At 60.7% G+C, this 17,558-nt stretch carries 20 protein-coding genes; 13 read left to right on the top strand and 7 right to left on the bottom strand.

The genetic code is table 11. The features are described 5' to 3' along the window. From SD70_RS30320 to moaA, 3 genes are all read left to right on the top strand, one after another. A partial coding sequence (locus tag SD70_RS30320) for a molybdopterin-dependent oxidoreductase (protein WP_156158280.1) occupies positions 1–800 on the top strand: 800 nt, incomplete at its 5' end. 344 nt (positions 801–1,144) lie between these two features. Next, a complete protein-coding gene (locus SD70_RS30315) occupies positions 1,145–1,828 on the top strand; it encodes an MOSC domain-containing protein (RefSeq protein WP_041052306.1) in 684 nt (227 codons plus the stop codon). Then, positions 1,813–2,817 carry a GTP 3',8-cyclase MoaA gene (gene moaA, locus SD70_RS30310; RefSeq protein ID WP_041052305.1) on the top strand — a complete coding sequence of 335 codons (1,005 nt, stop codon included), beginning with the start codon at positions 1,813–1,815 and terminating at the stop codon, positions 2,815–2,817. Before SD70_RS30315 ends, moaA begins: the two co-directional genes overlap by 16 nt. Positions 2,818–3,103: 286 nt before the next feature. Here the strand turns inward: moaA and SD70_RS30305 are convergent, their stop codons facing one another. Further along, entirely contained in the window at positions 3,104–3,874 is a 771-nt protein-coding gene (locus SD70_RS30305) for a DODA-type extradiol aromatic ring-opening family dioxygenase (RefSeq protein WP_041052304.1), read from the bottom strand. A gap of 134 nt (positions 3,875–4,008) precedes the next feature. Between SD70_RS30305 and SD70_RS30300 the strand changes: the two genes are divergently transcribed. The 5 genes from SD70_RS30300 (at position 4,009) to SD70_RS30280 (ending at position 8,408) form a co-directional block, all read left to right on the top strand. After that, positions 4,009–5,214 carry a GNAT family N-acetyltransferase gene (locus tag SD70_RS30300; protein ID WP_041052303.1) on the top strand — a complete coding sequence of 402 codons (1,206 nt, stop codon included), beginning with the start codon at positions 4,009–4,011 and terminating at the stop codon, positions 5,212–5,214. A 136-nt stretch (positions 5,215–5,350) separates the two neighbouring features. Then, positions 5,351–5,776, top strand: coding sequence for a PspA/IM30 family protein (locus SD70_RS30295; protein WP_041052302.1), 426 nt, complete (start codon positions 5,351–5,353; stop codon positions 5,774–5,776). Positions 5,777–5,931: 155 nt separating this feature from the next. After that, entirely contained in the window at positions 5,932–6,591 is a 660-nt protein-coding gene (liaF, locus tag SD70_RS30290) for a cell wall-active antibiotics response protein LiaF (RefSeq protein ID WP_041052301.1), read from the top strand. 47 nt (positions 6,592–6,638) lie between these two features. Further along, positions 6,639–7,736 carry a sensor histidine kinase gene (locus SD70_RS30285; protein WP_052488067.1) on the top strand — a complete coding sequence of 366 codons (1,098 nt, stop codon included), beginning with the start codon at positions 6,639–6,641 and terminating at the stop codon, positions 7,734–7,736. Positions 7,737–7,760: 24 nt separating this feature from the next. Next, positions 7,761–8,408 carry a response regulator gene (locus SD70_RS30280; protein ID WP_041052300.1) on the top strand — a complete coding sequence of 216 codons (648 nt, stop codon included), beginning with the start codon at positions 7,761–7,763 and terminating at the stop codon, positions 8,406–8,408. Positions 8,409–8,468: 60 nt separating this feature from the next. On the opposite strand, the gene SD70_RS30275 is transcribed toward SD70_RS30280, so the two are convergent. Next, the gene (locus SD70_RS30275) at positions 8,469–8,936 is read right to left on the bottom strand and encodes a hypothetical protein (RefSeq protein ID WP_041052299.1); all 468 of its coding nucleotides are present in this window, start codon (positions 8,934–8,936) and stop codon (positions 8,469–8,471) included. A gap of 145 nt (positions 8,937–9,081) precedes the next feature. Here SD70_RS30275 and SD70_RS30270 point away from each other — a divergent pair, with 145 nt between their 5' ends. Further along, entirely contained in the window at positions 9,082–9,528 is a 447-nt protein-coding gene (locus SD70_RS30270) for a GNAT family N-acetyltransferase (protein ID WP_041052298.1), read from the top strand. A gap of 121 nt (positions 9,529–9,649) precedes the next feature. Here SD70_RS30270 and SD70_RS30265 read toward each other — a convergent pair whose 3' ends face one another. Then, positions 9,650–10,009 (bottom strand): hypothetical protein, encoded by a 360-nt coding sequence (locus SD70_RS30265; RefSeq protein ID WP_052488066.1) that lies wholly within the window; start codon positions 10,007–10,009, stop codon positions 9,650–9,652. A gap of 202 nt (positions 10,010–10,211) precedes the next feature. Here SD70_RS30265 and zwf point away from each other — a divergent pair, with 202 nt between their 5' ends. Together zwf and SD70_RS30255 are read left to right on the top strand one after the other, a co-directional pair. Then, positions 10,212–11,756, top strand: coding sequence for a glucose-6-phosphate dehydrogenase (zwf, locus tag SD70_RS30260; protein WP_041052297.1), 1,545 nt, complete (start codon positions 10,212–10,214; stop codon positions 11,754–11,756). A gap of 19 nt (positions 11,757–11,775) precedes the next feature. Then, positions 11,776–12,399, top strand: coding sequence for a cyclase family protein (locus SD70_RS30255; protein WP_041052296.1), 624 nt, complete (start codon positions 11,776–11,778; stop codon positions 12,397–12,399). A 56-nt stretch (positions 12,400–12,455) separates the two neighbouring features. Here SD70_RS30255 and SD70_RS30250 read toward each other — a convergent pair whose 3' ends face one another. The 4 genes from SD70_RS30250 to SD70_RS30235 are packed head-to-tail and all read right to left on the bottom strand — an operon-like array spanning position 12,456 to position 16,131. Then, entirely contained in the window at positions 12,456–13,235 is a 780-nt protein-coding gene (locus SD70_RS30250; RefSeq protein WP_041052295.1) for a (2Fe-2S)-binding protein, read from the bottom strand. After that, positions 13,228–14,052: an ABC transporter ATP-binding protein gene (locus SD70_RS30245; protein WP_041052294.1), complete on the bottom strand. Its 825-nt coding sequence runs from the start codon at positions 14,050–14,052 to the stop codon at positions 13,228–13,230. The genes SD70_RS30250 and SD70_RS30245 overlap by 8 nt, the downstream gene beginning before the upstream one ends. Beyond that, on the bottom strand, positions 14,049–15,131 hold the full coding sequence (locus tag SD70_RS30240; RefSeq protein ID WP_052488065.1) for a FecCD family ABC transporter permease: 1,083 nt from the start codon (positions 15,129–15,131) through the stop codon (positions 14,049–14,051). The genes SD70_RS30245 and SD70_RS30240 overlap by 4 nt, the downstream gene beginning before the upstream one ends. Next, positions 15,121–16,131, bottom strand: a complete 1,011-nt coding sequence (locus SD70_RS30235; RefSeq protein ID WP_041052293.1) for a FecCD family ABC transporter permease — start codon at positions 16,129–16,131, stop codon at positions 15,121–15,123. The genes SD70_RS30240 and SD70_RS30235 overlap by 11 nt, the downstream gene beginning before the upstream one ends. 201 nt (positions 16,132–16,332) lie before the next feature. On the opposite strand from SD70_RS30235, the gene SD70_RS36585 reads away from it, so the two are divergent. Together SD70_RS36585 and SD70_RS30225 are read left to right on the top strand one after the other, a co-directional pair. Continuing rightward, a complete protein-coding gene (locus SD70_RS36585) occupies positions 16,333–16,569 on the top strand; it encodes a hypothetical protein (RefSeq protein ID WP_156158278.1) in 237 nt (78 codons plus the stop codon). Positions 16,570–16,607: 38 nt separating this feature from the next. Beyond that, on the top strand, positions 16,608–17,558 hold a 951-nt coding region (locus tag SD70_RS30225; protein ID WP_041052291.1), incomplete at its 3' end, for an ABC transporter substrate-binding protein.

Here is a 17,558-nt window from a genome sequence, read left to right as displayed (position 1 = left end):
ATGCCGCTGCGCCGGCGGCGGCGCCGTCCGCCGCCAGAGCCGCCGCCGACGCGGTGCTGGCGCGGCTCAAGGAAACGCGCCTGTCGCGCGGCGCGTTTCTGCGAGGAGCAGCAGGCTTGCTGCTGCTCCTCGCGGTCGGCCCCGCCTTCTACCGTTGGTTGAAGGCGGGCCTTGACGGCGGCGGCGCCTCCTTGCAGCAGATCGCCGCCGAGGACGCGGCCGGCGAGGGCATGACGCCGGCGCCGACGCCGCTGCCCGAGTCGCTGCCGCCGAAGGGCGGCGGGCTGGGGGGCAGCTTCCGCATTTACACCGTGACCGACTTTCCGTCGTTTACGGCAGGCAACTGGAAGTTTGCCCTGTCCGGGCTAGTCGAGAAGCCGCTGACGTACGACTGGGAGCAGTTCCTGAAGCTTCCGCGGCAGGTGCAGGTGTGTGACTTTCACTGTGTGACCGGTTGGTCGGTCTATCATATTACGTACGAGGGCATACCGCTCAAACAGCTGCTGACGATGGCGAGGCCGGACAAAAAGGCCAAGTACGTCAAATTTTATTCCGGAGACGGCGTGTACACCGACGCTTTGTCGCTGGAGCAAGCGAACATGGATGACGTCATGGTGGCGGTGCTGATGGACGGCAAGCCGATTCCGCAAAAGCTCGGCGGCCCAGTGCGGCTCATTGTGCCGAAAATGTACGCGTACAAGTCGGTTAAATGGCTGCAAGGCATCGAACTGATCGAGCAGGAGCATATTGGCTACTGGGAGGTGCGCGGCTACGACAACGATGCTTGGGTAAAAGCCTGAACCAACCGAACCGAGCGTCAACGACGGCTAACCAAGCGCAAACCGAGCAGTCTCCCCAGTGCCATAAGCGAGTACAAACAACGCAACCACCGCACGCCAACTAGCACCATCCAGCCATCACGCGAAGCCAACCAAACCGTGCCAGCATCATCCAGCCATCGCGCGACGCCACCAACCGTGCCAGCATCATCCAGCCATCACGCGACGCCAACCAAACCGCCAAGCGCAATTCTTGCCTCCAAGCCGGAGCCGACCTGTTGCCGCCGCATCACGCAGCGATAATCGCAATGACTTCACAGGCTGTTTCTGCTATAGTTAAAGAAAAGATCAGCCTCGACGGAGGTGTGCCAAAATTGCGCCTCGTTTCGCTTCAGGTCGGCAAACCGAAGACAGTAATCTATCAAGGAAAAGACATACAAACCGGCATCGACAAGGCAGCTGTAACGGTGCCGTTATTTTTATCTACAGTCAACTTTGAAGGTGATGCGCAGGCGGATCTCGTCAATCATGGCGGTCCCGACAAGGCGGTCAACGCCTACTGTGCGGAGCATTATCCTTATTGGGAGCGGGAGCTGCAGCGGCAGCTCGCGCGCGGAGCGTTCGGCGAAAATGTAACGCTGGAGCAAATGACGGAAGACACGGTGTGCATCGGCGACATTTTCCGGCTCGGCGAAGCCGTAGTGCAGGTCAGCCAGCCGCGGCAGCCGTGCTACAAGCTCGCGGGCAAGCACAATGTGCCGGACTTGCCCCTCAAGGTGCAGCAGACGGGCTTCACCGGGTATTATTTCCGCGTCCTGGAACCCGGGCTCGTCCCGCCGCAAGGCGATATCCGCTTGCTGGAACGCCATCCGGCCGGCATCACGATCGCATTTGCCAATCGGATCAAATATGTCGACAAACGAAACCGCGCTGCAATCGAACGGCTGCTCGGCTTAAAAGAGCTGGCGGCAAGCTGGCGGGACAGCTTTGCGCGGAGCTCGCCGAACTCAAAGTGTGAAAGGTGGGACGGAGCATGCAGAAGCAACTGACCGACCGGTTCGGCCGGGTTCACGATTATTTGCGCATTTCGGTAACGGACCGCTGCAACTTGCGGTGCGTGTATTGTATGCCGGAAGAAGGAATGGAGTTCGAGCCGGAGGAGCGCCTGCTTACGTTTGACGAGATCGCGGAGACGGTGCGGGTGCTCGCGGGGTACGGCGTGCGCAAGCTGCGCCTCACCGGCGGCGAACCGCTCGTGCGCAAAAATATCGAGCAGCTGGTGGAGAAGCTGGGCGCCATTCCGGGCATCGAGGACATCGCGCTGACGACGAACGGCATCTTTTTCGCGGCGAAGGCGGAGCGGCTGCGGGCGGCTGGGCTGACGCGCATCAACATTAGCCTTGACTCGCTGCGGGCGGACCGGTTTCGTCTCATCACGCGCGGCGGCGACATTCGCCGCGTGCTGGAAAGCGTCGAAGCCGCGTACCGGGTCGGGCTCGATCCGATCAAGCTGAACGTCGTATTGATGAAAGGGCTCAACGATGACGAGATCGACGACTTTCTGAAGCTTACGCTCGAGCGCCGGGTGCAAGTGCGCTTTATCGAATATATGCCGATCGGACATAACGATGACGGCTGGCGGAGCAAGTATGTGCCGCTCAGCACCGTGCTGGAGCGCTGCGAAGCGAACGGCTGGCACCCGCAGCCGAGCGGGGAAGTGTACGGAAACGGCCCGTCGCAAAATTTTAAACTGGAAGGTGCGCCGGGCGGATTCGGACTCATTCATCCGGTGAGCGACCATTTCTGCGAGACGTGCAACCGGCTGCGGCTGACCGCCGACGGCAACATCAAGCCGTGCCTGTATTGGTCCGACGAGTTCAACGTGCGCCGCTATATCGGCGACGACGAGGCGCTGGCCGACATGTTTTTCCGCGCCCTGGACGTCAAGCCGCAAAATCACGAAATGGCTCAGGCGCTGGCCGGAGAGTCGCAGACGCACATCCCGACGGTACGGCGCATGTCGCAAATCGGCGGCTGACCGGCTGCAAATCACGGCTGGAGCGGCCGCCTGCCATACGAAAGGCCCCCGATCCGCTCACAAACGGATGCGAGGGCCTTTTTTGCTACATCAGAAAGTATAAGCTGCGCCTATACTTTGGCTGATTCCGCTACGGGAAACGCGCTTGTCCTAAGGACGGCGTAATCCGTTTCCTCTTGCCGGAATTGGCGGCCAGGCTAATATTCGAATCGAACAAACCGCGCGCCGCAGGCAAGACCGGACAAGCCGCCTGTTAACAGCGCCGCAATGCGCGCATGTCCCGCAGCTAGAACTGGAAGCACAAGTAACTCAGTGTGCCGAGATCGTAGCCGCGGTACAAGATTTTCGCTTCGGATAACGGAGAGGCGCCGCTGCCCATCGCGATGAACAGAGGGACGAAATGCTCCGGCCGCGGGACGGCAAGGCGGGCGTTCGGCGCTTTCGTCTCGTACTCGGCCAGCGCGTCCAGGTCGCCTTTCCGAATCTGTTCGATCAGCCAATCGTCGAACTGAACGGCCCACGGCTCCGGCTCTTGCTGTCCCCAATGAATTTGCCGCAAATTATGCACCGTAACCCCGCTGCCGATGACGAGCATGTCTTCGCGGCCGAGCGTCCGCACCGCTTGCCCGATAGCGTATTGCTCCTTGACCGGCAGGAACGGGTTGACCGAGATTTGGATGACGGGAACGTCCGCCTTCGGGAACAGATGGACTAGCAGCGTCCAGACGCCATGATCCAGCCCGCGGGAATGGTTCAAAGCGGCAGTGATGCCGTGCGCCTCGAACGTCCGCTTAAGCTCTGCGGCCAGCGCCGTGGACCCTCGTGCCGGATATCGGACTTGATACAGTTCGGGAGGGAAGCCGCCGAAATCGTAGATCGTCTCATACTCTTCATCTGTGGAAGAAACGGTCAGCATGCGCTCCTCCCAATGCGCCGTAAAAACGACGATCGCCTTGGGCTGAAGCGACTTTCCGAGATTTTGCAAAAAATCGGTATACTCGTTATCCTCAATCGCAATCATGGGCGAACCATGTGCCAAAAAAAGGGACGGCAGCATCGGATGCCACTCCTCTCAACAATTTAACTTACATAAAGTAAGTATATTATTTTTCATCCACGAAAGTCAATGCGCTATTGTTCAGCGTACCGAATTATTGGATAATGTATCCATAATAGAGGAGGATGATCCAGATGACCGAGCCAAAGATCGACATCCGGCAATTGACGCGCGAAGAGCTGTTTGACAGCATCACGCTGTCGGAGTTTGCTTTCCAATTCGAGCTGTCGCCGGAAGCTAAGGAAGAGCGCATTCGCCAAGCGGACCCGAACCAATATTGGGGTTATTGGATCGACGGGAAGTTGGCGTCCAAGCTGACGATTCTCGATTTTCAGACGTGGATCGGCGGCCGCGAATACAAAATGGGGGGCATCGCCGGCGTAGCGACGTGGCCTGAATACCGCCGCCAAGGGATGGTCGGCAAGCTGCTGCGCCACGCGCTGCGAACGATGCGGGAGAACGGACAGACCATTTCCATGCTGGCCCCGTTTTCTTTTCCTTTTTACCGCCGCTATGGCTGGGAAAGCTTCACCGAGTACCGCAAATACGAAATCGAGACGGACAAGCTGGCCGGGGTGTTTGCGCCGGGCGAAGGGACGGTGGAGCGGGTTCCTCTCGAGCCGGAAACGGTCGGACCGGTGTACGAGGCCTACGCCAAAACGTTTAACGGCATGCTGAAGCGCGACGATACGTATTGGCGCGAACGCATGTTCAAGCCGAAGAAGGGGACGGCCGCCGTATACCGCAATGCCGCCGGACATTCGCGCGGTTACGTGTTTTATCAGGTGCGCGACAAGGTGTTCAAAGTGCACGAGCTGGTGTGGCTTGACGAAGAGGCACGCTCGGCCTTATGGAAATTTATCGCCGATCACGATTCGATGATGGAGCGCGTCGAGCTGCAAGCGCCAAAAGACGACAGGCTGCCGTTCCTGCTGCCGAATCCGCGCTTCAAGCAGGAAACCGTGCCCTATTTCATGGCCCGCATCGTGGATGTGGCCGCATTTGCCGCACAATATCCGTTCCTGCCCGGGGCCGCGGACGTCTTCACGCTGCGCGTGCGGGACGAGCACGCCGACTGGAACGACGGTGCTTTCCAGCTGCGCATCGGCGCTGACGGACAAGCCGGCATACGGCGGCTCGGCGGCGACGAAGCAGAAGCCCTGACAGGGGCAGGCTATGAACTGCAGCTGTCGATTCAGACGCTGTCGGCGCTGCTTGTCGGCAGCGCGGAGGCGCAGTGGCTGCACGCCATCGGCCGCATCGCCGGCAGCGCCGAAGCGGTGCAGGCGCTCGCCGCCCGCATGCCGCGGCAAACGGCGTATTTGGCCGATTTTTTCTGAGCGGCGGGCAGCTGCCGGTTTCGGACAACTTCCCGGTCTAAAGTCTAGGTTGCGTTACCGCCTGCGGTCCGTTCCGGCCGTTTGCGTTCTTCGCTACAATGGCAAATAGAAGCGAAGAACGAAAGGGACGATGACCATGACGTTATTGACGAGAGCGATGGACCGGACGAAAGCGCCGCAGGAGCCATGGAAAGAGAGCGTAGGGGATCCGCATGATGCGATCTCCGCCGAGCTCGCCACCCTGGAAAACGAGATGGAGCACGTCGAACGGACGGCGGCGGCAATGATCGGCACCGAGCGCGAGCTGCTGGGCCAGCTCGAGGAAGCCGCCTTCCTCTCCGGCGAGCTGGGGCTGCGCGCCATTCAGGCGACTGAGGAAGGCCGCGATTACGTAGCGAAGCAAATGCTGGAGGAGAAAGGGCATTACGACGCCATCGTCGCCGAAGTCCGCCACCGCTATCAGGAGGCGCGGGCGCGCGTGCAGGAACTCGTAGAGAAGCTGTACGGCTTGAAGGAACAGGCGTTTGAGCTGCGGAAAAAGCTCGGGCCGCCGCTAAATTAAGCTTTGATGCGGCTCGTCCGGATATGATATGCTAGGAAAGGTTTGTTTCGGAGCTGGACAAAAGCAAGCCATACGGCGCAAACCGCTGCGCCGGATGGCTTTTGCGCACCTATAAGGGACATTATCGCCGAGCTGGGGAACGGGAGGTGCCGACGATGGGCGATGACAAAAGCAAACGAAACCGCAACACAGCCCTGATTTTGATCGGCACCGGCGTGTTTTTGCTGGTGCAGCACAAGCTCGGCTTTTTCGGCGTCATCGCAGCGCTGTTCATTGTGCTTGGCGTGCGGGAACTGCGCAGGCGCCCGTCGAAGCGGGGCTACGTATTTATCGGTCTCGGCGCCATCATGCTGCTAGGGGACAAACTGTCGTTCCTCCTCGCGATCGTGCTTATCTCTCTCGGGTATTTTTATATCAAGTCGAAGCGGCTGCACCGCGACGAAACGTATTTCCAGAAACAATCGCTCGTCGACAGCATCCGCTGGGGGCAAGAGCCGTGGGTGCTGCGGGGCGTCGGCATTTGGCACGTCATCGGCGAATTTCATATGGATTTATCGCTCGCCATTTTGGAGAGTAAAGAAACGACTGTCGTCGTGCAAGGTTTGGTAGGCGACGTCGATATTATCGTCCCCGAAGATATCGGCGTCAGCGTGACGGCTGCGGCGACGTTCGGGCAAATCCGCGTGGCGCGCGAGCTCGAGTCCGGGCTCATGAACAAGCTCGTCTGGCAGTCGCCCAATTACCATGTCAGTGAGCATAAGGTGAAACTTGTCGTATCGTATCTCGTAGGAGATATCGATATTAAAATTTTGTAGACGGCGGCGCCGAGCAGGCGCGAAAGAGGTGATGGAGCTTGCCAGACATGCCACGGGATAACAAGAAGCTGACCAACCTGATCTGGCGCAGCATGAGCGAAGCGATTGTGCTCAGTCTCATCATCTTGGCCGTTGTCGTCTACGTGCTGTTCGTATACGGCTATATCGATCAATCGGCGCTTACCTGGACCCGGCTCGTCGGCGTAGGCTTCGCGCTAATGGTGCTCGTGGCCGGCATGGGCGCAGCGTACGGCTACTGGCATGCCAGCCGCGTCAAACGCCGGCTCGACCCGCTGCAGGACACGATGCTGCTCTTGGAAAAAGGGAATTTTTCCCGTCCGGTGCCCGATCTCGGTCTTGACGAAATCGGCCGGCTCGGCGAGCAGCTGAACCGCATCATGAAGAAGTGGGAAGAGCAGGTGACGTCGTTGCAGCGGCTTTCCACCGACAACGCGGAGCTTGCGGAGAAGGCCCGCTATTCGGCGGTTGTGGAGGAGCGGCAGCGGCTTGCGCGCGAGCTGCACGACGCCGTCAGCCAGCAGCTGTTCGCGATCTCGATGACGGCGACGGCGGTCGGCCGGACGCTGGACAGAGATTTTGAGAAGTCGAAGCGGCAAATTCACCTCATCGAAGAAATGGCGGCCGTCGCCCAGTCGGAGATGCGCGCTCTGCTGCTTCACCTGCGGCCCGTTCATCTCGAAGGCAAACGGCTGTCGGAAGGGCTTGCCGAGCTGCTGCAGGAGCTGCGCGCCAAAGTGCCGATGGAAATTACGTGGGATATGGATGAAGATTTGCGGCTGCCGCGCGGCATCGAGGACCATCTGTTCCGCATCGTGCAGGAGGCGATGTCGAACGCGCTGCGCCACTCCAAGGCGTCGAGGCTCGAGGTCAAGCTGCAGCAGCGTCCGGACGCGGCGCGGCTGACGATACGCGACGACGGCGTCGGCTTCGATCTCGAAGCGAAGAAGCATACGTCGTACGGCCTCGTCTCGATGAAGGAGCGGGTGAGCGAGATCGGCGGCTCCCTGCACATAGTGACCGCCCCGGAAAAAGGAACCCGCATCGACATCCGCGTGCCGATTATGGCGGCGCACGGCGCCGGTCACGGCGCGGAAGCGGCGGGAAGCGAATGGACGGCGGAATAACCGCGGTGAAGGAGGAACGATGCGATGGATGACGTGAACATCAAAGTGCTGCTTGTCGACGATCATGAAATGGTGCGGATCGGGCTCGCCGCCGTGCTCGGCACGGAGGAAGGCATCGAAGTGGTCGGCGAGGCGTCGAACGGGCAAGAGGGTATTCGGCTCGCGCTGGAATACCGCCCCGACGTCGTGCTGATGGACCTCGTCATGGAAGGCATGGACGGCATCGAGACGACGAAAAGGCTGCTGCAGCAGCACCCCGACTGCAAAGTGATCGTGCTGACGAGCTTTCTCGACGACGAGAAAATGTACCCGGTGCTCGAGGCCGGCGCCTTCAGCTATTTGCTGAAAACGTCGCGCGCATCGGAAATCGCGCAGGCGATACGGGCTGCGGCCAAAGGCCAGTCGGTGCTTGAATCGCAGGTTGCCTCCAAGCTGATGAACCGGTTCCGCCAGCCGAAGCCGGCGGCAGCGCCGCACGAGGAACTGACCGAGCGCGAGATGGAAGTGCTGAAGCTGATCGCTTCCGGCAAGTCGAACCAGGAAGTGGCTGACGAGCTGTTCATCGGCATCAAGACGGTCAAGTTTCACGTAACGAACGTGCTCGCCAAGCTCGGCGTCGAGGATCGGACGCAGGCTGCGATTTACGCCTTCAAGCACGGGCTCGTCGAATAAACGCGGCAACGCGAAAAAAGCCTGAAAGCGCGGCAACCGTGCTTTCAGGCTTTTTGCCGGTCATATTGCGGCATACACCCGGTAGGCGCCGGTCATGTTGGCATAACGAAGCTGCCACGGCTGCTGCTCTTCGCGGCTGGCGGCCCGCTGCGGCAAGTAGTCCGCGTTATAACCTTGGTCGCGGAACCGGCCGTAAGGACTGTAGGGCCGCGAATACGCGCTGCGGCCAAACGGGCTCGGCACGGGCGCTTGGCCGGTTTGGCGACCGGCCTGCCGCTCGGCCTCCGGCTCCGCCGGGGGCGCATGATGCGCCGACTCTTCTTCGCCGACCGGCTCTTGCGCAGGCCGCAGCGGCACTACGCGCGAAGGTGCGGGCGCCGGAGCGGGCAAATAACGCATGAACATATCGTATAATGGCTGGGAACTTCCTTGCCGGATACTCTTTGTTCTCGCTACGGCATGTATTTTGTACAAGCCGTCATTCACGGCGTATTGCCGCTGCACGTAGGTGGGGACGGTAACATACATACATCTCACCTGCCTCGTATACTGCATCTTACTTGTATTATATGACGGTGCGGAAATATTTTACTATAGGGCTGACGTACCGCTCCGAGCGGATTCGTGCGGCATATGCTGTACTATCTATCTTATGTGCGGAGGCGAGCGGCACATGATTCGCAAGCGCATTCCTTCCGTGGACGATGCGGCCATTTATCGTCTGGTCGTACGCCAACTGCTGCCGTTTACCCGGGTGAACGCGCCGCATACGCAGACCAGCTTCCCTTCCGTGCGGCAGCGGCTGAACAAGAACGACTTCACGTTCGTCGCCGCCGACGAGCGGCGCGCAGCGTACGGATTCATAACGGGGCATTGCCGGCAGCAACGGCTGCTCATCGACATGCTCGCTCTGGACGATCGGCACCAGGGGCGCGGTCTCGGCAAGCTGCTCATGAACTCGGCAGAAAAGCACGGGCGCAGCCTGGGCTGCCGCGAGGCGTTTCTGTATGTGGACATATCGAACCCGCGCGCGCAGCATTTTTACTTGCGGCAAGGTTATGACGTCGACTACTACGAGCCGTCGGTAAGCTGCTACCGCATGAGCAAACGGTTCTTCTGAAGGTAAGAAGAACGGCCCAGGCCGTTCTCGCACGGAATCAGCCCAAGTATTTTCTGTCGGAATGAAAAAAGCTGTGATGCCCTGCGTGCGCATCACAGCTTTTTTACCGATTCGGAATCGTTCACACGAGCAAAATTAATGCGCCGATCGACGAGACGTCGAATGCGACCGGTGCGCCGTAGCCGTACTCGTAGGAAGGCCCGGCGGCCTGCTGCGGGGCGGCGACGAGCGGAGCGTTTTTCCCGGCGGACGGCGCTTTTTTCAGCGCATGGATTTTGGCGCCCGTCTTCGCTTTTTTCCGCATCGTAATCGTTTGCTCGGCCGGCGGCACTGCCGCTATGTGCTCGTTCAGGAACAGCTTGCTGCCCTGGACGCGGCTTAAGATGCCTGTCACTTCCGTACCGTCCGTCAAATAGATGAGCACCGGTTTGCCGTAATGGGGCCGGCACGTTGCCGCCGTTACCGGATGGATGCGTTGCATGAAGTTCACCTCCGAATGAGTCCATTCTTCTATACCATATGTGCGTTCGCCCTTATGCGTTTGGGCATGAGCCCGGCAAAACGGGCTTTTTCTCTACATCGGAGTTTGCGCCCATAGGCGGTCCAACTTGAATCGCAGACATAATTTGGTTATGCTATGCGTATAGGCCAGCTACATTAATTATGGAAAGAGCGATGACACGATGACTGGAGCCGTATTTCTACTATTCGGTGCTACCGGCGACTTGGCGAAACGAAAACTGTTTCCCGCCATATACAGCCTGTACCGGGAAGGCAAGCTGAACGACCGATTTGCAGTCGTCGGACTCGCGCGCCGGCCGCGCACGAACGAGCAGTTCAGGCAAGACGTCCTCGACTCGATACAGGAATTCGCCCGCTACAAGGCCGATGACGACGCCGGGTGGGCAAGCTTCGCCGAGCATTTCAGCTATATGTCCCTCGATATTCACGATGTGAACGGCTTTCATCAGCTGCGCGCGCTGACCGAAGAGCTGGACCGCAAGTTCGACACCGGCGGCAACCGGCTGTTTTACTTGGCGCTTGCGCCGGAGCTGTTCGGCGATGTGTCGTTCAACTTGCGCGAAGGCGGGCTGCTGGACACGTCCGGCTACCATAGGCTCGTCATCGAAAAGCCGTTCGGCTACGACCTGCCCTCGGCGGAGAAGCTGAATACGCAGCTGCGGCAAGTGTTCGAGGAGAAGGACATATACCGGATCGACCATTATCTCGGCAAGGAAATGGTGCAGAACATCGAATTCGTCCGATTCGCGAACGCGTTCTTCGAGCCGATATGGAACAACAAGTATATTGCCAACGTGCAAATTACGCTCAGCGAAACGGTCGGCGTCGAGGAGCGCGGCGGCTACTACGATAAGTCGGGCGCACTGCGCGATATGGCGCAAAACCATATGCTGCAAATGCTGACGATGATGGCGATGGAGCCGCCAAGCCGGCTCCACCCGGAGGACATCCGCGACGAGAAAGTGAAGGTGCTGCGCTCGCTGCGCCCGTTCGCTTCCGCTGCCGACGTGCGGGCGAACGTAGTGCGGGGGCAGTATGCCGCAGGGGAGTTCAAGGGCAAAACGCTGCCGGCGTACCGCGCCGAACCGTCCGTCGCACCGGAGTCGACGACCGAGACGTTTTTCGCCGCACGCGTGTACGTCGACAATTTCCGCTGGGCCGGCGTGCCGTTTTATGTGCGCACGGGCAAGCGGCTGCCGGTCAAGACGACGGAGATCGTCGTCGAGTTCAAGAACGTGCCGGACAACGTGTACTTGTCGCGCAAGCATACCCTCGAGCCGAACTTGCTTGTGTTCCGCATCAATCCGCTCGAAGGCATCTATATGAAAATGAACGCCAAACAGCCGGGCTCCGAAGGCGTGCTCGTGCCTGTGGCGCTCGACTTGTGCCAGAGCAGCAAAGTGGGCATCAATACGCCGGAGGCGTACGAGCGGCTGCTCTACGATGCGACGCGCGGCGATTCGACGTATTTCACCAGGTGGGACGAAGTGGCGCACGCCTGGCAGTACGTTGACCAGATTGCGGCGGCGTGGGCCGAACTGGGAGCCGAGGATCTCGTGCTCTACCCGGCCGGCTCGTGGGGACCGCAGCGGGCGCAGGAGCTGCTCGCCGAGAACGGGTTCCGCTGGTGGCCGGTGAACGGCCAGCACGAGGGCGAGGTCGAGTGGGAGACAGGCACGAAGGCCGAGGCCAAAGTGCTCCGGTAAGCCGATAGGAGGTGGAGCGGTGTACCGCTTGTACGATATTTCGATGACGATTCACGAAGGCATGCAGGTTTATAAAAACAAGGAAGAAAAGAAGCCGAAAATTTGGGCGCGCCAAGATTTCACGAACGCGAAAACGCACGAGTCGCAGCTGTCGATGGACGTTCATGCCGGGACGCATCTTGACGCAGCGCTGCATATGATTCCGAACGGGGCGACGATCGAGTCGATTCCGCTGGAGCGGCTCGTCGGTCCGGCGCGGGTGCTGGACCTTACGGATGTCGCGGAAGCGGTCACGCGTGCCGATCTCGAACGCTGGGCGGTACAGGCGGGGGAATGGATCCTGCTGAAGACGCGCAACTCGTTTTCGGAGCAGTTCGATCCGAATTTCGTCTATCTCGCGGCGGACGGCGCGCAGTATGCGAAAGAGCTGAAGCTGCGCGGCATCGGCACGGACGGACTCGGCATCGAGCGCGCCCAGCCCGACTATGCGACGCACAAGACGCTGCTTGAGAACGACATATGCATCGTCGAGGGGCTTCGCCTCAAAAACGTGCCGGCGGGCTCTTACTTTATGGTCATTGCCCCGCTCAAGCTGACCGGCATCGACGCTGCGCCGGCGCGCGCGTTTTTGATCGGAAGCTGAATCGGCGCCCATTGACTGAAAAAAGTCACCTTCATCCGGAAGCTCGTTCATCCGGGTTAAGGTGACTTTTTTTGCGTAAGGATGCCGATGCGTTCGTCCAGGCCGATCATCGGGCACGAGTAGCACGGTTTGCCGTCGCCCGGCAATTGATACTTCAGGCAGCACGTGCGGCGGATGCGCAGCTCGCGGCCAGGATGGAGCGGATCGTCGAACGAGCCGCCGGAAGCGAGGTGGAACGGGGAGCCGCGAGCGGTAAGGCGGGCGTAGTCGCCCTCGATGCGGGCGCGCTCCTCCGGCGTTTCGGCTTGGCGCGCCCATTCCGTGTAGCCGTGATGCAAGTAAATGAATACGTTCTCCCAGGCAACCGGCATCGGCAGTCCGGAGCGGAATGAGACGGATTCCAGCAGCAGGCGGACATGGCCGTTCGCGATATCGGCCAGCCAGCGGTCGCGGGCATCGGCGCGCGCATCCGGACCGGCAGGAAGCGGCTGTGCCGGAGCGCCGCGGAGCAGCAGCGCAGGCGGGCCGTTCTCCGGCTTGACGAGACGGACGTTGGCGAGATCCATATCGACAATGCTGTTGCCGACGGACAGCAGGCGCCATGCGGCGGTCAGCATGCGGGCGTACGTTTTGACGAACAGCGAGGCGGCGACTGAAGTGCGGTCGGCACCGAGCTCGCGCTTCCAGATGCGAAGCAGCTCATCCATCTCCAGCGGCGCGAGAAGACGGTCCATCTGCCAGGCGCGGTCTGAAGGGTCCGGGGCGAAGGCGGCAGGCACGTCCGGAAACATGCGGTATGGGGCGGCGAGCGCCATGAGCCGTTCATTTTTATGCATGGACCGGCACCGCCGCCTGACGCTCTTGCGCCCGCCGCGCCTGGCTGGCCGGGATGCAGAGCGGCGTGCCGTACAGCGGGTCGGGGATGATGTGCGCATCTAGCTCGAAAACGTTTCGGATCAGCTCGGCGTTCACAATGTCGCCGGGAGCCCCTTGCGCGTAAATGCCGCGGTCCTTGACGGCGACAAGGTGGTGGGCGTAGCGGCACGCCAAATTCATATCGTGCAGCACCATAACGACGGTGCGGCCTTCCCGCTCGTTCAGCGTGTAGAGCAGATCGAGAATTTCGATTTGGTGCGTCAGATCCAGGTAAGTCGTCGGCTCGTCGAGCAGCACCGTGGCGGTGCCTTGCGCCAGCGTCATGGCAATCCACGCCCGCTGCCGTTGTCCGCCCGACAGCGCATCGACAGGCCGCTCGGCGAGCGGCGTCATGCCCGTCGCTTCCAGCGCGGCGCGCACGGCCCGCTCATCGGCTTCCGACCATTGCTGCAGCCAGCTTTGATACGGGTAACGTCCCTGCTTGACGAGCTGCAGCACCGTGATGCCTTCCGGCGCGACCGGGCCTTGCGGCAGCATCGCCAGCTTGCGGGCTACTTCCTTGGTAGACGTGTGCGCGATGTCTTTGCCGTCCAACAGGACGGCGCCGGCCTCCGGTTTCATGAGCCGCGCCAAAGCCCGCAGCAGCGTCGATTTGCCGCTTCCGTTGGCGCCGATCAGGACGGTAATGCGCCCTTCCGGCACGGCGAAATCGAGATTGTCGATAATGAGCTGTCGCCCGTAAGCGAGCGATAAATTGCTTGCGGTTAGCTTCGTCATGGGGATGATCTCCTTCTGCGCAGCAAATAGATGAAGAACGGGGCTCCGATTGCCGCCGTAAATACGCCCGCCGGAATTTCCGTCGGCATGAACACGGTGCGGGCGGCGAGATCCGCGGCGAGCATCAGCAGCCCGCCGCAAAGCGCCGCAACCGGCAGTGCCGCGCCGAAGGCGGGGCCGACGAGCCTGCGCGCCATGTGCGGGGCCATAAGCCCGATGAAGGCGATGCCGCCGGCCAGTGCCACGGCCGATCCCGCCAAGGCCACGCTCAGTGCCAGCAGCGCCAGCCGCTGCAGCTGCAGCCGGCTGCCGAGGCCGACGGCGATATCGTCGCCGAGCTGCTGCGCGCTTACTTGCCGGGCAAGGACGAAGGCGAGCGCCAAACCGGCCGCCGTCCATGGCAGCAGCGTGAGCACACCGCTCCACGCCGCGCCGTATACGCTGCCGGTCAGCCAGACGAGCGCCTGACCCGCGATGCGAAGCGGGCTGGCGATGACCATTACGGAAGTGATGGCGCTGAGCGCCGACGATAGCCCGATGCCGACAAGCACGAGCCGCAGCGGAGTGACGCCGCGCTTCCAGGCGAGCACGTAAATGAGCAGCGCTGCCGCCGCGGCACCGCAAATGGCCGCAAGCGGCAGCCAGCGAACGCTAGCGGCGCCCCCTGTCAGCGCGATCAAGGATGTGGCCGCTACGGCGGCGCCGTTCGTAATCCCAACCAGATCCGGCGAAGCGAGCGGGTTGCGAATCATGCCCTGCACGATTGCGCCGGAAGCGGCCAGCGAAGCGCCGACGAGCAGGCTGAGCGCGATGCGCGGCAAACGGAATTGGAACACGACCGTCTTATGCACTTCTTGTCCTTGTCCGGCGAACACTTTCAGGACGTCGAGCGGATGAATGCGCATTGTGCCGATCCCTGCGCTGAACAGTACCATGAGTATGATGGCGGCGGCCAGGACGATGGCGGCCAGGACGGCGCGTTTATCCAGCAGGGCCGACGCTGGCAGGCGTCTTGAACGCAGTGCAGTATATCGGGAGCCGCTTGCTTTTTTTTCTGCCGCAAGATGTTTACTCCGCATAGCGGCCCCTCCTCGCAATCAGCACAAAAAACGGCACGCCGATAATCGCCGTCAGCACGCCGACGGGAACTTCGCTCGGCATGAGCAAAAAACGCGAGCCGAGATCGGCGGCGACGAGCAATATCGCGCCGAGGACGGCGCAGTACGGGAGCAGCCAGTGATGATCGCGTCCGACGAGGTGGCGCGCGATGTGCGGGATGACGATGCCGATGAAGCCGATCGGACCGGCCACCGCTACCGCGCCGCCGGCAAGAACGACGACGGCTGCCGCCGCAACGAGCTTGACTGCCGCCGTCCGTTGGCCAAGGCTCACGGCGACGTCTTCCCCCATGGCCAGCACGTTGAGCGGCGAGGCCAAAGCGAACGCGGCAACGAAACCGACCGCAATATAAGGAAGCACCGCAGTCAGCATCGCGAGCTCGCGGCCGGCAACCGAACCGACGAGCCAGAACAGCACTTGATCGAGCGCTTTGTCGCTGCCGAGCAGCACCCCCGACGTAAGCGACGAAGCGAAGGCGGCGATGGCGGCGCCGGCCAGCGTCATATTGACGGGGGCCGGTCCGGCGCGTCCGCCGGAGCCGAGAGCATACACGGCGGCGGCGCTTAGCGCGGCGCCGGCGAAGGCGATCCACACCGACTGTCCGAGTCCGGGGAAGCCGAACAAAGCGACCGCGACGACGAGCGCCAGGCCGGCGCCGGCGTTGACGCCGAACAAGCTCGGCGAGGCGAGCGGATTACGCGTGAGCGCTTGCATGAGCGCACCGGCGACGGCCAGCGCCGCGCCGACGACGGCGGCGATAGCCGCGCGCGGGACGCGCGACGTACGGATGATGAGGTGCGCGTCACTGCCGTCAAAAGCGCTGAACGCGCTTTGCAGCGTGCTCAAGCCGTATGCTTTAGCTCCGAACATGACGCTGGCCGTCATGCAGACGGCAAGGAACGCGACGCTCAGCAGGAGCACGGCGATTTTATAAGAGGGTCGATCGAGTAGCGCAACCATGCCAATTTTTCTCCCGTAGCTTTTCCGATACCAGTAATTAACGAATCGTTACTATCGTAAAGGAATCGCTCGGCGGTTGTCAATGATTTTGAGAATCATTATCATAAAAATGAGAACAATTTTCAAGGTATGTACCGCGATGATGGCGTCATTAATGTAATGCGTATGAAGGTGCAATCGATATGACCCAGTCGATTCACGATGGACCATAGCAGAAAATTCGAGAATGAACGCGGTTGGCTGCTCCGCCCTTTGCTCCAAGTGCATATGGGGCAACAGCAGCGCGCCTTAGTGCGCCTCATGCCGCTGCAGTTGCTTTCAGAGCAGTTGCCGCAACTTGCGCGATGCGCTCAAAATTTTACGGCACAAGCTGTTGACACCGGCCGCAGCAGCTGCTATATTATGGCTGTTACCGATATTGATAATCATTATCAATAAAAAATTGTCTGTATATGCTGAAGGGGGAATATCGATTCATGTTTCGTCTCCACGCCCGACCCGTTTCCACGCTCCGCCATTTGATCCGCCCGACTGCGCTCATTACGCTGCTGTTCGCCGCCGCGCTGGCCATATCGGCTTGCGGCGCCGCAGGTTCGTCCGGCGCTTCGTCTTCGAGCAGCGCCGGTACTAGCGGCCAGACGCCGAATTCTTCCGCCGCCGACGCGACCCGCACCGTGAAGCACGCCATGGGCGAAACGCAGGTGCCCGCGCAGCCTAAAAAGATCGTCATCCTGACGAACGAAGGTACGGAGGCGCTGCTTGCGCTCGGTATAAAGCCGGTCGGCGCGGTGCAGTCGTGGACCGGCAATCCGTGGTATGCCCACCTGCAGAAAGATATGGAGGGCGTCACCGTCGTCGGCAAAGAAGGCGAGCCGAATCTGGAGGCGATCGCCGCGCTGAAGCCGGACCTCATCATCGGCAACAAAATGCGCCATGAGAAAATTTACGAGCATTTGAAAGCGATCGCGCCTACCGTTTTTTCGGAAACGCTGCGCGGGCAATGGAAAGACAATTTCAAGCTGTATGCCGATACCGTGAACCGGAAAGCCGAGGGCGACAAAGTGATCGCCGATTTCGACAAGCGTGCGGCGGACATTAGCCAAAAGCTCGGCGACCGCATGAACACGAAAGTGTCGCTCGTTCGTTTCATGCCCGGCGACACGCGCATTTATTACAAGGATACGTTCTCTGGCATCATCCTCGATCAGATCGGACTCAAGCGGCCCGACTCGCAAAACAAGAACGAATTCGCCGCCACGAAGCTGTCGAAGGAACGCATTCCGGAAATGGACGGGGACATTATTTTTTACTTCACATACGAGACCGGCAACGGCGAAGCGAGCAAGCTCGAAGAGCAGTGGACCAAAGACCCGCTGTGGCTCAATTTGTCCGCCGTCAAAGCAGGAAAGGCGTACCGCGTCGACGAC

Source organism: Gordoniibacillus kamchatkensis (assembly GCF_000829455.1).
Lineage (GTDB): Bacteria > Bacillota > Bacilli > Paenibacillales > NBRC-103111 > Gordoniibacillus > Gordoniibacillus kamchatkensis.
The sequence above is the reverse complement of the archived record's forward strand: the minus strand, read 5'-3'. Positions and strand labels throughout refer to the sequence as shown.

Coding starts and splice junctions, on each gene's coding strand:
- SD70_RS30265 (WP_052488066.1), bottom strand. CDS start 10,009: ATGCAACGCATCCATCCGGTAACGGCGGCAACGTGCCGGCCCCATTAC.
- SD70_RS30250 (WP_041052295.1), bottom strand. CDS start 13,235: ATGCATAAAAATGAACGGCTCATGGCGCTCGCCGCCCCATACCGCATG.
- liaF (WP_041052301.1), top strand. CDS start 5,932: ATGGGCGATGACAAAAGCAAACGAAACCGCAACACAGCCCTGATTTTG.
- moaA (WP_041052305.1), top strand. CDS start 1,813: ATGCAGAAGCAACTGACCGACCGGTTCGGCCGGGTTCACGATTATTTG.
- SD70_RS30275 (WP_041052299.1), bottom strand. CDS start 8,936: ATGTATGTTACCGTCCCCACCTACGTGCAGCGGCAATACGCCGTGAAT.
- zwf (WP_041052297.1), top strand. CDS start 10,212: ATGACTGGAGCCGTATTTCTACTATTCGGTGCTACCGGCGACTTGGCG.
- SD70_RS30235 (WP_041052293.1), bottom strand. CDS start 16,131: ATGGTTGCGCTACTCGATCGACCCTCTTATAAAATCGCCGTGCTCCTG.
- SD70_RS30285 (WP_052488067.1), top strand. CDS start 6,639: ATGCCACGGGATAACAAGAAGCTGACCAACCTGATCTGGCGCAGCATG.
- SD70_RS30270 (WP_041052298.1), top strand. CDS start 9,082: ATGATTCGCAAGCGCATTCCTTCCGTGGACGATGCGGCCATTTATCGT.
- SD70_RS30295 (WP_041052302.1), top strand. CDS start 5,351: ATGACGTTATTGACGAGAGCGATGGACCGGACGAAAGCGCCGCAGGAG.
- SD70_RS30240 (WP_052488065.1), bottom strand. CDS start 15,131: ATGCGGAGTAAACATCTTGCGGCAGAAAAAAAAGCAAGCGGCTCCCGA.
- SD70_RS30300 (WP_041052303.1), top strand. CDS start 4,009: ATGACCGAGCCAAAGATCGACATCCGGCAATTGACGCGCGAAGAGCTG.
- SD70_RS30305 (WP_041052304.1), bottom strand. CDS start 3,874: ATGCTGCCGTCCCTTTTTTTGGCACATGGTTCGCCCATGATTGCGATT.
- SD70_RS30280 (WP_041052300.1), top strand. CDS start 7,761: ATGGATGACGTGAACATCAAAGTGCTGCTTGTCGACGATCATGAAATG.
- SD70_RS30245 (WP_041052294.1), bottom strand. CDS start 14,052: ATGACGAAGCTAACCGCAAGCAATTTATCGCTCGCTTACGGGCGACAG.
- SD70_RS36585 (WP_156158278.1), top strand. CDS start 16,333: ATGGACCATAGCAGAAAATTCGAGAATGAACGCGGTTGGCTGCTCCGC.